General features: G+C 31.8%; 11 protein-coding genes. 8 read left to right on the top strand and 3 right to left on the bottom strand.

Features of this window, described 5'->3' with window-relative positions:
- Position 1 precedes the first annotated feature (1 nt).
- Entirely contained in the window at positions 2-964 is a 963-nt protein-coding gene (locus tag ACTTBN_RS03465; protein ID WP_440681014.1) for a 2-dehydropantoate 2-reductase N-terminal domain-containing protein, read from the top strand.
- On the opposite strand, the gene ACTTBN_RS03460 is transcribed toward ACTTBN_RS03465, so the two are convergent.
- Positions 965-2,296, bottom strand: coding sequence for an NAD(P)-binding domain-containing protein (locus tag ACTTBN_RS03460; RefSeq protein WP_440681013.1), 1,332 nt, complete (start codon positions 2,294-2,296; stop codon positions 965-967).
- Positions 2,297-2,378: 82 nt separating this feature from the next.
- On the opposite strand from ACTTBN_RS03460, the gene ACTTBN_RS03455 reads away from it, so the two are divergent.
- Genes ACTTBN_RS03455 through ACTTBN_RS03445 form a run of 3 tightly spaced genes read left to right on the top strand, consistent with a single transcriptional unit; the run spans position 2,379 to position 5,421 of the window.
- Positions 2,379-3,455: an ABC transporter ATP-binding protein gene (locus ACTTBN_RS03455; RefSeq protein ID WP_440681012.1), complete on the top strand. Its 1,077-nt coding sequence runs from the start codon at positions 2,379-2,381 to the stop codon at positions 3,453-3,455.
- A gap of 26 nt (positions 3,456-3,481) precedes the next feature.
- A complete protein-coding gene (locus tag ACTTBN_RS03450; protein ID WP_440681011.1) occupies positions 3,482-4,633 on the top strand; it encodes an iron-containing alcohol dehydrogenase in 1,152 nt (383 codons plus the stop codon).
- Positions 4,633-5,421, top strand: a complete 789-nt coding sequence (locus ACTTBN_RS03445) for a type 1 glutamine amidotransferase (protein ID WP_440681010.1) — start codon at positions 4,633-4,635, stop codon at positions 5,419-5,421. Before ACTTBN_RS03450 ends, ACTTBN_RS03445 begins: the two co-directional genes overlap by 1 nt.
- On the opposite strand, the gene ACTTBN_RS03440 is transcribed toward ACTTBN_RS03445, so the two are convergent.
- The gene (locus ACTTBN_RS03440; RefSeq protein WP_440681009.1) at positions 5,413-7,098 is read right to left on the bottom strand and encodes a formate--tetrahydrofolate ligase; all 1,686 of its coding nucleotides are present in this window, start codon (positions 7,096-7,098) and stop codon (positions 5,413-5,415) included. The two genes, ACTTBN_RS03445 and ACTTBN_RS03440, sit on opposite strands and share 9 nt — an antisense overlap.
- 124 nt (positions 7,099-7,222) lie before the next feature.
- On the opposite strand from ACTTBN_RS03440, the gene ACTTBN_RS03435 reads away from it, so the two are divergent.
- Genes ACTTBN_RS03435 through ACTTBN_RS03420 form a run of 4 tightly spaced genes read left to right on the top strand, consistent with a single transcriptional unit; the run spans position 7,223 to position 12,326 of the window.
- Entirely contained in the window at positions 7,223-8,479 is a 1,257-nt protein-coding gene (locus ACTTBN_RS03435; protein WP_440681007.1) for a sarcosine oxidase subunit beta family protein, read from the top strand.
- On the top strand, positions 8,480-8,749 hold the full coding sequence (locus ACTTBN_RS03430; RefSeq protein WP_440681005.1) for a sarcosine oxidase subunit delta: 270 nt from the start codon (positions 8,480-8,482) through the stop codon (positions 8,747-8,749).
- Positions 8,749-11,745, top strand: a complete 2,997-nt coding sequence (locus ACTTBN_RS03425; RefSeq protein ID WP_440681004.1) for a sarcosine oxidase subunit alpha family protein — start codon at positions 8,749-8,751, stop codon at positions 11,743-11,745. The genes ACTTBN_RS03430 and ACTTBN_RS03425 overlap by 1 nt, the downstream gene beginning before the upstream one ends.
- Entirely contained in the window at positions 11,742-12,326 is a 585-nt protein-coding gene (locus ACTTBN_RS03420) for a sarcosine oxidase (RefSeq protein ID WP_440681002.1), read from the top strand. Before ACTTBN_RS03425 ends, ACTTBN_RS03420 begins: the two co-directional genes overlap by 4 nt.
- 6 nt (positions 12,327-12,332) lie before the next feature.
- Here the strand turns inward: ACTTBN_RS03420 and ACTTBN_RS03415 are convergent, their stop codons facing one another.
- A complete protein-coding gene (locus tag ACTTBN_RS03415; protein WP_440681000.1) occupies positions 12,333-13,181 on the bottom strand; it encodes a DMT family transporter in 849 nt (282 codons plus the stop codon).

Here is a 13,181-nt window from a genome sequence, read left to right as displayed (position 1 = left end):
TATGAAAAAAGTTTTAATAATAGGAGCGGGTGCAATGGGTGCTGCATTTACTTTTCCTCTTGCTGACAATAATCATAAAGTAACTTTAACCGAGCCTTACAGCAAAGATCTCTTAAATAAATTAATAACAAAAAAAAAATTTCATCCAGCATTAAAACTTAAATTATCAAAAAAAGTTTCTATCAAAAAATTTTCATCAGAATTACTTAATGAAAAATGGGATTTAGTTGTTGTTGCAGTAAGTTCTATTGGAATTGAAATGGTTAGACAGCATTTAAAAAATATAAAGAAAAAAGTTTCTATTCTCGTTTTGACCAAAGGTCTTAAATATGATCGAAATAATAAAAAAATTATTACTATGTCGGAACAACTAAGCAAAGGAAATCAAAATTTAAATATTTCAGTATTAAAAGGACCTTGTTTAGCAAAAGAGTTGACAAAAAAAATCAAAAGTTACACTGTGATAGCAGATAAGAATATTAATATCGCAAAAAACATAGGAAAATTAATCTCAACTAAATATTACAAAACAGAATATTCAAGCGATGTAAAAGGCGTTGAATTTTCATCTGCAATTAAAAATATATATTCAATGATTATTGGATCAGGTGAAGGTGAAAATACTGCTTCAGCTTTATTTAGAAAATCATTAGATGAAATGGAATATTTAATAAAATATTTCAGAGGTAAAAAAGAAACAGTTCACGGGTTAGCTGGAGTGGGTGACTTATATGTTAGTGCAGTTGGAGGAAGAAATAGCAAAATGGGCGAATATTTGGGAAAAGGCTATACTTTTAAAATTGCAAAAAATAAGTTTATGAAAAATGATACAGTTGAGGGCGCAGATCTGGCTAGAGAGATTGCACCCTACATATTGAAAAAAATTAATAAAAATAAAATACCACTTATGCATGCACTATTAAGTGCAATCACAAAAAATAAAAAATTAAAACTTAACTATTAATTATTTATTTAAAAAAGTCTTCATCGAGTCATCCATCGCAGTTTCCCATGGAGTATGGTGTATAGGTGCAACAGAACCTGTAACAGGTGATGAAAACGATTTGTTTCTGTAAGTTAAGATGTCTTCTACTTTATGATGCTCCCACTCTTTGAAATGTTTTCTGATTAGTTCAAAATCTATTTTTGGATAATCAGACATATCATGAAGTTCTTTCGTGTACTCAGTTTGAAAATCAATCATTTGATCAGGGTTTTCTAATTTTTCCTCCATAGCAACCCATTTGTTGATATCTTTATTTATTTCATCTGCACTTGGCATTTGAATTTTCCCAATAATTACATCTCTTGCAAACCAAGCTTGGCAATCAAACATATTAAAAGTATGGAATTGGTCTTGCATACCAAGATATAAAAGTTTGTGATTATCCTGCCAAACAACACCTTTATATAATTTCGGTGGATACAATCTGTTATGTGTCTTTAACTTTATGCTTTCATCTAAAAATGGAAAGTGATGCAAGTAGCCTGTACACAAAATTATTGCATCAGCATCTTGTTCAGTACCATCTTTAAAAATTGCCTTTTTTCCTTCCAATCTATCTAGATAATGAACTTCTTTCATACCTTTAGGCCATTTAAATCCCATAGGCGCATTTCGATATCCTATAGTTACACTTTTAGAACCATATTTATTACATTGCAGCGCAACGTCTTCTGCTGAATAACTACTTCCCAAAACTATTACATCTTTTCCCCTAAATTCTTCTGCATCTCTAAAATCATGTGAGTGCATTATTCTTCCTGGAAAAGAATTCATTCCTTTATATTCAGGAATAAAAGGAACTGAGAAATGACCAGTAGAAACAACCAAATAATCAAATGTATCCTTTGAAATTTCATCCTTTACTTTGTCTTGATAAGTTATTTCAAATTTTTCATTGTTGAAAGTGACATTGGTTACTTTTGTGTTTAGTTTTATTTTATTTTTAATTTTGCCTTTGCTTACTCTTCCAAGAATATAATCTTGTAAAACTTCTCTTGGAGGAAAAGAAGGAATTGGCTGCCCAAAATGTTCATCAAAAGAATAATCTGCAAACTCTAAACATTCTTTAGGACCATTGGACCATAAATATCTATACATGCTATTATGAACTGGATCTCCATATTGGTCACTACCTGTTCTCCAATTATAATTCCACAAACCTCCCCAATCTTCTTGTTTTTCAAAACAAACTATTTCAGGAATTTTTTCACCTTTATTTTCAAGGTGTTCGAATGCTCTTAACATTGAGAGACCACAAGGTCCTGCTCCAATAATTGCAATTTTGCTCATTGTATTTTCTCCAGTTTAAAAATATGCTTTTTAAATATAAACAAATTAAAAATAAAATTACAATATAAATATTAAACTTAAGATGGCAGAGATAAATATTTCAAACATAAATAAATATTTTGGATCTACACATGTAATCAAAGATGTCTCTCTAAATATTAAAAGCGAATCTTTCACCGTATTAGTTGGACCAAGCGGATGTGGTAAATCAACAATGTTAAGAATGATTGCTGGTTTAGAGGAGATCAACTCGGGAACAATTTCAATTGACGGACAAGTTGTAAACGATCTTCCACCAAAAGAAAGAAATATAGCAATGGTCTTTCAATCTTATGCATTGTATCCACACATGACAGTGTTTGATAACATGGCTTTTGGTTTAAAGATTGAAAAAAAATCTAAAGAGGAGATTACAGAGAGAGTTATGGAGGCTGCTAAAATTCTTCAAATTGAAGAATACTTAGAGAGAAAACCAAAACAATTGTCAGGAGGACAAAGACAAAGAGTTGCAATTGGTAGAGCCATTACAAGAAAACCAAAAGTATTTTTATTTGATGAACCATTGTCTAACTTAGATGCAGCTTTAAGGGTTCAGATGAGGGTCGAGCTTGCTAAATTGCATGATCAATTAAATGCAACAATGATTTATGTTACCCACGATCAAACAGAAGCAATGACACTTGCAGATGATATAGTTGTATTGGATCAAGGTATTGTTTCTCAAAAAGGATCACCTTTAAAATTATACAATAAGCCAGAAAACTTATTCGTTGGGGGTTTTATTGGTTCACCAAAGATGAACTTTATTAATTCTAAAGTAATTAGCTCAAATAGCTCTAGCACCGAAGTTGAAATTTCAGGACAAGGAAAAATTATCGTTCCAAAAACTTCTGATACAGTTTCACCTGGTGATAATGTAAAGATTGGTATTAGACCAGAGCATATTTTAATCAATACTGGTGAAAAATGCTGGGAGAGCAAAGTCTTCGTAATTGAAAAATTAGGTTCTTCTACCTTTTTATATCTAGAAAAAGAGGGAGAGCCATTAGTAGTTCAAACTGATGGAGCTAGTAAAGTTGAAGTTGGTGACAGGCTTGGCTTAAGTTTTGATTTAAATCAATGTCATTTATTTGATTCTGAAAATAATGCATTTAGGTAAAAATATTGTTTGTGATTAATTAATTTATGAACTGGAATTATCCTACTACTATTTGGTTTGGAGCAGGTAAAATTGAAGATCTTACAAACGCCTGTTTGAACTTAAAAATTAAAAGTCCACTTTTTGTAACTGACAATGATCTTTTAAATCTACCAATGACTTCAAAAGTAATTGAAAAATTAAAAAATGACTTTGATCATTTACAAGTATTTTCACAATTTTCAGGAAACCCAACTGGGAAAAATGTAATGGAAGGAGTTTCTTTATATATAGAAAAAAACTGTGATGGAGTAATTGCTTTTGGAGGAGGTAGTGCATTAGATGTTGGTAAGGGAATAGCTTTTATGTGCGGTCAAAAAAGACCTATATGGGATTTTGAGGATATAGGAGATTATTGGACAAGAGCTGATGAAAATAAAATTTCTACAATTATAGCAATTCCAACCACAGCTGGAACAGGCTCAGAAACAGGAAGGGCTTCAGCCATTATTAATGAAGAAACAGGAATAAAAAAAATAATTTTTCATCCAAAAATTTTGCCTTCTATTGTAATTTTAGATCCACATTTAACCAAAGATCTTCCACCAAGAATAACAGCTGCAACAGGTATGGATGCACTTGCTCATAATCTCGAGGCTTTTTGTGCACCTGGATTTCACCCAATGGCAGATGGTATCGCGCTTGAGGGTATGAGGTTAATTAAAAATTCATTAACAGAGGTTTATAAAAATGGTTTGAATATAGAAGCTAGATCTGAAATGTTAGCAGCATCTAGCATGGGCTCTACTGCATTTCAAAAGGGTCTTGGTGCAATACATTCTCTAAGTCATCCAATAAATGCACAATTTGATGTGCATCATGGTTTAAGTAACGCGATATTTATGCCTTATGTTTTAACTTTCAATAAATCAGTTATTGAAAATAAAATTATATCTATTTGTAATTATCTTAATTTAAATAATACATTTGAAAGTTTTTTAGAATGGATATTAAATTTGCGTAAAGAATTAAACATTCCCCATAAACTTTCAGATGTTATGGACTGTAGTAAAATTGATTTAGAAAAACTTTCTTTAATGGCATTTGAAGATCCATCTACAGGAGGCAATCCAAAAAAAATAACTCAAGATGATTTAAAAGAGATGTATAAAAAAAGTATTTCAGGAGAATTATTTTAATGAAGAAAATTTTGGTAGTAGAAGGTAATTTACAAGAGGAAAATCAAAGTTTTACAGAGGCTGGCATTCAAACTCATACAGAAAGCTTAAAGCATAGCCTTTCTTATTTTACCGATCAATTAAATATAGATGTGGTTAATCCATCCTCAGATGAAAATATAAGTGAGAATATAGATCCACTAGAAAGTTATGATGGTCTTATTTGGGGCGGAAGTAGTCTAAATATTTATAACAAGACACCTGAAATTTTTAGACAAATAGAATTTATGAAAGAGTGTCAGAAAAAAATTAAAAAAGTTCTAGCGATTTGTTGGGGGATGCAAGTTGCAGTAACTGCTGCTGGCGGTGAAGTAAAAAAAGCTGAGAAGGGATCACATCGAGGCATTGCAAGAGATATTGAAGTTAATGAAAATGGACTAAATCATCCATTGTATAAAAACAAAAATAAAAAGTTTAATACTCCAGCATTTAATTTTGATGAAGTTGTAACTCTTCCAGAAAATTCAACACTGCTAGCTTCGAACCCAATTAATAACGTTCAAGGTTTAAATTTTAAAATTGGAAATTGTGATGTGTGGGGCCTTCAGTATCATCCAGAAATTACTTACAATAAGATGATTAACTTAATTATTTTTAGAAAAGATAGACTTATAGAACGTGGTGCTTTTAAAGACCAAAATCATATTGATGATCACATTAAAAATATAGAAATAGAAAACAAAAAATTAGATAAAATTTCCAGAATGAGAGAGTTAGAGAATTGGTTAGATTATCTTAATTTAGAATAATCCTTCAATCTCACCTTTTTCATTTAGTTTAATAGAATCTGCTGCAGGAACCCTTGGTAATCCAGGCATAGTCATGATTGCACCGCAAATAACAACAATGAACTCTGCTCCTGATGATAGTCTTACTTCTCTCACTGGCAAAGCATGACCTGTCGGTGCTCCTTTAAGATTTGGATCTGTTGAAAAACTGTATTGAGTTTTAGCAACACAAATTGGCAAATCACCATATCCAGCTTCTTCAAAGTTTTTAAGTTGATCTCTAATTTTTGTATCAGCGATTACTTCATCTGCTCTATATATTTCTTTTGCAATAGTCTCTATTTTTTTAAACAAAGGTGTTTTGCTTTCATACAAAAATTGAAATTTAGCTTCATCTTTTTCACATAATTCTGAAACATGAGCTGCTAATTCTTTTGTTCCTTCACCCCCATTTGCCCAATGAGTACATAGACTAGCTTTAACACCTAAATTATCACAAAAATCTATAAGCGCTTTTACTTCATTATCAGTATCTTTTATAAAATGATTAACAGCTACTGCTACAGGTAAACCAAACTTTTGAACATTTTGAATATGTCTTTCTAAATTTACTAACCCTTTTTTTAAAGCTTCAACATTTTCATTTTTTAAATCATCTTTAGCAACACCACCGTGCATTTTTAACGCTCTTATAGTTGCAACAATTACAACACAGCTTGGTTTTAAATTTGATTTTCTACATTTAATATCTAAGAATTTTTCTGCACCAAGGTCAGCACCAAATCCTGCTTCAGTCACTACATAGTCTGCTAATTTTAAACCAGTCTTTGTTGCAATAACTGAGTTACAACCGTGAGCAATATTCGCAAATGGACCACCATGAATAATTGCAGGATTGTTTTCTAAAGTTTGTGTAACATTAGGTCTGATAGCTTCTTTTAAAAGAACTGTCATAGGACCTTGAGCATTTAAGTCTTTTGCGTAAACTGGTTTTTTATCTCTAGTATACCCAATAGTTATATTTCCAATTCTTTTTTCTAAATCTTCCAAATCATTTGATAAGCAAAAGATTGCCATTATCTCTGATGCAACAGTGATATCAAAGCCATCTTCTCTTGGAAAACCATTTGCTATTCCACCTAAATTTATATTTATGGATCTTAATGATCTATCATTCATATCCATAACTCTTTTCCAAACAATTCTTCTAACATCGATATCAAGTTTATTTCCCCAATAAATATGATTGTCGATTAATGCTGATAATAAATTATGAGCAGAAGTAATTGCATGAAAGTCACCTGTGAAATGTAAATTGATTTGTTCCATTGGAACAACTTGAGCATAACCTCCACCAGCTGCTCCACCTTTCATACCAAAAGAAGGACCTAAGCTTGGTTCTCTAAGACACACGATAGATTTTTTTCCAATTTTATTTAAACCATCATTTAATCCAACAGAAGTTGTAGTCTTTCCTTCACCTGCTGGAGTTGGAGTAATTGCAGTTACTAAAATTAATTTTCCATCTGGTTTGTCTTTAAGTTGTTCTAAATATTCCAAATTTATTTTTGCGATGTGTCTGCCCATAGGACTAAACGCAGAGCTTTCATCAGGTACATTTATTTTTGCTAAAATATCATTTATTGGTTGCATTTTAGCTTCTCTAGCTATTTGTATATCTGATTTTACTTCGCTCATTCGTTATCCTTTATTGTAAATTTTTTTGCATAATAATTATCTTATTTGAGATTTTTCGAAACTTCTAAAATATATATATAAAAAAAATAAGAACTATTTAAATTCATTAATATAAAATTCTAGTATGCAAAAGTATTCTATTTTTAGCTTAGTTAAAAATGCATTAACAGGCCATCAAAATTGGGATTTAGCTTGGAAAGATCCAAATCCTAAAGAAGAGTACGATGTCGTTATCATCGGAGGTGGTGGCCATGGTCTAGCTACCGCATATTATCTAGCTAAAGAGCATCAAATTACAAAAGTAGCTATCATTGAAAAAGGATGGATTGGCGGTGGAAATGTTGGGCGTAACACTACAATTATAAGATCCAATTATATGCACGATGAAAATGGTCTTTTCAGTGAGTTTGGAATGGATTTATGGAGAAAGATGAGTCAGGACTTAAATTACAACGTAATGTTTTCTCCAAGAGGAATTATTAATCTTGCACACTCAGATGCACAAATGAATGCATATGCAAGAAGAGGAAATTCAATGAGATTGAATGGAATTGATGCAGTTCTTTTAAATAGAGAAGAAGTAAAAGAATTAATTCCTATGGCTGACTTTTCAGATAATGTAAGGTTTCCAATCTTTGGTGGATTGATGCAACCAAGTGCTGGAACTGCTCGTCATGATGCTGTTGCTTGGGGATATGCACGTCAAGCTGACTCAATGGGAGTAGATATAATTCAAAATTGTGAAGTTACAGGTTTTGATATTTCTGCAGGAAAAATTAAGGGGATTAGAACATCGAGAGGAAATATTAAGGCAAAAAAAGTTGGTCTATGCGTTGCAGGTAGCACAAATATTTTAGCAGAAAAATTAAATATGACTTTGCCAATTGAAACACATCTTTTACAAGCTTGTGTTTCTGAACCAGTGAAACCAGTTTTAGATAAAGTTGTAACTTTTGGTGCAGGTCACTTTTATATTAGTCAATCAGATAAAGGTGAAATGGTAATGGGTGGAGACCTCGATGGTTACAATAGTTACGCTCAAAGAGGTAATCTTCCAACATTACAACATGTTTTAACCGAAGGAATTGCGATGATGCCATTTTTAAGTAAATTAAAAATGCTAAGAACTTGGGGTGGGATTATGGACATGTCAATGGACGGTTCACCAATAATTGATAAAACTCACATTGAGGGTTTGTATTTAAATTGTGGATGGTGTTACGGAGGCTTTAAAGCAACTCCAGCATCAGGATGGACATTTGCACATACTATTGCTCAAGATAGAGTTCATGAATTAAATGCAGGATACAGTTTGAACAGATTTAGTACTGGTCATCTTATTGATGAAAAAGGTCTTGGTACAAAAACTTGGATTTCATAAATGCTTCATATTAAATGCCCACATTGTGGAATGAGATCTCAAAATGAATTTACTTATGGTGGAGATGCAACTGTTAAAAGACCTGAGCTAAATAAAGAAGTTACAGATCAAGAATGGGATAATTTCGTATACAATAGAATTAGTCCTAGAGGAAAACATTTAGAACTTTGGCAGCATTTATCTGGTTGCAGACAGTGGATAAAAGTCGAAAGAGATACCGCAACACACGAAATTTTTAAAACTTATAAAGCTAACGAAGAAATTGCTTAATGACTCAGAGTTATCGAATAGAAACAGGTGGTTTAATAGATAGAAGTAAAAAAATTTCTTTTAAGTTTAACGGAGTTACTTATTTTGGGTACGAAGGAGACACTTTAGCCTCAGCTTTATTAGCAAATGGTGTACATTTGGTAGGGAGAAGCTTTAAATATCATAGACCAAGAGGGTTTTTTGGAGCAGGAGTAGATGAACCTTATGCCGTTGTACAGCTTTACAGAAATGGTGAAACGGAGCCAAATATTAAAGCAACAGAACAAGAATTATTTGAGGGCTTAGAAGCAAACAGTGTTAATTGTTGGCCAAGTGTAAACTTTGATGTTGGAGCGATAAACAATTTTTTAAAAATATTTTTACCTGCAGGTTTTTATTACAAAACTTTTATGTGGCCAAAAAGTTTCTGGTACAAAATTTACGAACCATTCATTAGGAAAGCAGCTGGTTTAGGCGTTGCATCAACTAAGCATGACAAAGAGAGGTATGAACATAAATATGAATATTGCGATCTATTGATTGCAGGTTCAGGTCCTTCTGGTTTAGCAAGTGCATATGCTGCTGCCAAAAATGGAGCTAAGGTTATTTTAGCAGAAGACAAACCAAGGTTTGGAGGATCTTTGCTTACAAACGATGTTAATATTGGAAATCAATCTGGAAAGGATTGGGCAGAAGGTATTGTTTCAGAATTAAAAGAAATGCCTAATGTAATTGTAAAAAACAGATCTCAAGTTTTTGGTTATTATGATCATAATATGTTGGTGATGTCCGAAAAGGTTAGTGATCATTTACCCAAAACTAAAAAATATCATCCAAACAAAAGACTTTGGTACATTAGAGCAAAAGAAGTTCTAATTTCCTCTGGTTCAATTGAAAGACCAATTGTTTTTGGAAACAATGATACTCCTGGTGTTATGCTTTCTTCTGCTGCAAAAGAATATTTAAAAGTTTATGGTGTCTTGGTTGGAAAAAAACCTTTAGTGTTTACAAACAATGATAGCGGTTATGAAACTGCGATTGAATTTAAAAAACATGGAATTGATCCAATTGTATTAGATTCAAGATCAAGTCCTCAATCTGAGATTATTGATGAAGCTAAAAACTTAGGAATAAATATCAAAAACTCATATGTAGTAGTTGCGGCACAAGGTTATAAAAAAGTTAAATCTGCAGATATAGCAACTATTTCAGAAGACAAAAAAACATTGGGAAAGACAGAAAATATAATTTGTGACTGCATATGCGTTTCTGGTTTTTGGACGCCAACTATTCATTTAGCATCACAATCTGGAAATAAAACTAAATTTAATGAAGAGATAGACGCGTTTGTTCCAGGTGTTTCAAAACAAAATGAAACTACATTGGGTGCTGCTAATGGAATATTTTCTCTTGAGGAAACTTTAAAAACATCATTTGAGGCAGGTAATGATTTATCAAAAAAAATAACTAATGAGGAAAATAAAATTTCTATCCCAAATGTCGTAGAGAAAAAATCTTCTGTGCATGATAAGTTTTGGTGCGTTCCATTACCGAAAGGAAAAAACTATAAAAGATTTTTAGATTTTCAAAACGATGTCGCTGTTTCTGATGTAGAAATTGCTCTTAGGGAAGGATACCGTTCAATAGAGCATGTGAAAAGATATACAACTTTAGGTATGGCAACAGACCAAGGAAAAACAAGTAATTTAAACGGATTACAGCTAGTTTCTGAAATTGAAAACAAGGTAGTTCCTTCAGTTGGTCATACTACCTTTAGACCACCTTATACACCTATTTCTATAGGAGCAATTGTCGGAAGAGAGGTTGGAAAACATTCAAAACCAACTCGAAAATCTCCAATGCATTCATGGCATGAAAAAAATAAAGCAGTTTTTGTAGATGCAGGAATTTGGTTAAGGCCAAGATATTATAAAAGAGGTAATGAAACTTTATTTGAAGCCTCAAAAAGAGAAGCAAAAAATGTTCGAACAAATGTTGGAGTTTGTGATGTAACAACATTAGGCAAGATTGACGTTAAGGGACCTGATGCTGCTGAGTTTTTAAATAGAGTTTATACTAATGCCTGGCTTAAACTTCCAATAGGTAAAGCAAGATATGGTGTTATGCTTAGAGAAGACGGAATTGTAATGGATGACGGAACTACTACTAGAATTTCAGAAAATCATTATCACATGACAACTACAACTGCACAAGCAGCGAATGTTCTATCTCATCTAGAGTATTACTTACAATTGGTATGGCCTGATTTAAATGTTAATGTTGTATCAACTACTGAACAGTGGGCTGGAGCTGCAATAGCAGGACCTAAATCAAGATCATTACTACAAAAGTTATTTCCTAAGAACGATGTATCCAATGAAGGACTACCATTTATGGGTTACATGGAAGGAGACTTGTTTGGAGTAAAAGCAAGAATTTTTAGAATATCATTTTCAGGTGAATTAGCTTATGAGGTAAACGTAGAATCTGACAATGGTAATTTTATGTGGGAAAAGATAATTGAGTTAGGAGAAGAATTTAACTTACAACCCTACGGTACAGAGGCCTTATCTACTCTAAGAATAGAAATGGGACATGTGGCTGGTTCTGAACTTGATGGAAGAACTATACCATATGATAATGCTTTAGAAGGATTAGTTAGTAAAAAGAAAGATTTTATTGGAAAAAGATCTTTGCAAAGAAAAGCATTTATATCTGAAGACAGACAAAGAATTGTTGGAGTTGTTCCATTGGATAAAAAAACTAGTATTCCAGAGGGTTCTCATTTAGTTAAAGATGCTAATGCGCCACTTCCAAATCCAAAACTAGGTCATATCTCTGCTTCTTGTTGGAGCGTTGAGCATGATAATCCTTTTTCCTTAGCTATACTTAAAGATGGAAAAAATATGATTGGTGAAAAACTTTTTGTGATGTCACCATTAAAAAACAAAGTTATTCCAGTTGAGATAGTTTCTTCACATTATGTTGATCCAAAAGGAGAAAGAGTTAGATCATGAGTTCTATATCAGCTTTAAAAGAAGTTCATAAAAAAGGAAATTTTGGTGATTTCAGGGAAAAAAAAGAAGCTGAATTAATTAAAATTTCTGAGGTCAAGGATTTGTTAATAATTCAAATAGTTCAGTATAAAAATTCAAATTTAGCTGAAAATATTAGTATTGATGGTTTGAAATTAGATAACACGCCGTTAAATGTTAATTGCAATAATGAAACGAGAATTTTTTGGAATGGACCAAAAAATTGGCTTTTAACTTCAACAAAAAAAGAATTAATCAAAAATATTTCTGAAATTTTTATTGAAAGTGATTTTGCAGTAACTGATTTATCTCACTCAAGAGCAGTTATTCAGTTAGAGGGACCAAATGTAAAAGAAGTTTTGAAAAAAGGATGTCCTTATAATTTTAATATTTTAGAAAAAAATAATTCAATAAACTCAACATATAACGGAATAGCTTTGACCATCGATATGCTTGATAATAATCCTGAAACAGTAAGATTGTTTGCTTTAAGAAGTTTTGGAGAGTCTTTATATCACTCTATTACAGATGCATGTTTAGAGTTTGGTTATAAATCTATTTAATAATTCTCAATCTCTTGTAGCTATATATACACCGATTGAAGTAATCAAAAATCCAAAAACATCTAACGTGGTTAAGTTTTCATTTAAAAATAACCAGGCCATGATAGCAGAAGTTGTGGGTATTAGAAAAAATATAGATACTGTTTTACTCGCTGAGTTTTTTTTAATCAAAAACATTAAAATTGTAAAAGCACCAAATGAAACCAAGAATATTTGATGACTCATAGCTATTATAAATGTTTGAGTAAAATTAATGTAAGGTTCTGCAAACAAAAATATTATTATCAAATGAAATACACAGCCACCTATTGCTTGGTTCATGTTGCTTACTGACAGAGGTAAATTATTACTTAGTTTTTTTTGCCATAAAGTTGAAAATGTTATTGCGAGTAAAGCAATAATAGTAGCAACCAATCCAAGCGTAGGTATTTCTGAGCCTACATCAAAACCTAAAACAAATAGCGCTCCCACAAAACCTAAGAAAACTCCAATCCATTGTTTAATTGAAACTTTCTCATTTAAAATTGGTCCACTTAAAATATTTGTGAGAATAGGTTGAAGAGTTACAATCAATGCTGCTATACTTGTTGGCATGCCTTTTGATATTGAGTAAAATACTCCACCAAGATAAAAACCATGAAATAGTACACCACTTAAAAAAGACTCTATAAAATTTTTTCTATCAACTATAATTTTTTGTTTCGTATAAATAGAAAATAAAAAAAAACCTAAAGCTACTAATGCAAATCTAAAAGCAAGAGCTGCAAATGGCTCGCTATTATCAATTATTGGTTTTGTTGTTATAAAAGCAGAAGACCAAAGAAGAATAAAAATGAATGGAAAAATCTTAACCAT

The organism is Candidatus Pelagibacter sp. HIMB1623 (genome assembly GCF_052047695.1).
GTDB lineage: Bacteria > Pseudomonadota > Alphaproteobacteria > Pelagibacterales > Pelagibacteraceae > Pelagibacter.
The sequence above is the reverse complement of the archived record's forward strand: the minus strand, read 5'-3'. Positions and strand labels throughout refer to the sequence as shown.

What these genes read in the sequence shown, in the direction of transcription:
- ACTTBN_RS03465 (WP_440681014.1), top strand. Translation starts at nt 2, where the DNA reads ATGAAAAAAGTTTTAATAATAGGAGCGGGTGCAATGGGTGCTGCATTT.
- ACTTBN_RS03460 (WP_440681013.1), bottom strand. Translation starts at nt 2,296, where the DNA reads ATGAGCAAAATTGCAATTATTGGAGCAGGACCTTGTGGTCTCTCAATG.
- ACTTBN_RS03455 (WP_440681012.1), top strand. Translation starts at nt 2,379, where the DNA reads ATGGCAGAGATAAATATTTCAAACATAAATAAATATTTTGGATCTACA.
- ACTTBN_RS03450 (WP_440681011.1), top strand. Translation starts at nt 3,482, where the DNA reads ATGAACTGGAATTATCCTACTACTATTTGGTTTGGAGCAGGTAAAATT.
- ACTTBN_RS03445 (WP_440681010.1), top strand. Translation starts at nt 4,633, where the DNA reads ATGAAGAAAATTTTGGTAGTAGAAGGTAATTTACAAGAGGAAAATCAA.
- ACTTBN_RS03440 (WP_440681009.1), bottom strand. Translation starts at nt 7,098, where the DNA reads ATGAGCGAAGTAAAATCAGATATACAAATAGCTAGAGAAGCTAAAATG.
- ACTTBN_RS03435 (WP_440681007.1), top strand. Translation starts at nt 7,223, where the DNA reads ATGCAAAAGTATTCTATTTTTAGCTTAGTTAAAAATGCATTAACAGGC.
- ACTTBN_RS03430 (WP_440681005.1), top strand. Translation starts at nt 8,480, where the DNA reads ATGCTTCATATTAAATGCCCACATTGTGGAATGAGATCTCAAAATGAA.
- ACTTBN_RS03425 (WP_440681004.1), top strand. Translation starts at nt 8,749, where the DNA reads ATGACTCAGAGTTATCGAATAGAAACAGGTGGTTTAATAGATAGAAGT.
- ACTTBN_RS03420 (WP_440681002.1), top strand. Translation starts at nt 11,742, where the DNA reads ATGAGTTCTATATCAGCTTTAAAAGAAGTTCATAAAAAAGGAAATTTT.
- ACTTBN_RS03415 (WP_440681000.1), bottom strand. Translation starts at nt 13,181, where the DNA reads ATGGTTAAGATTTTTCCATTCATTTTTATTCTTCTTTGGTCTTCTGCT.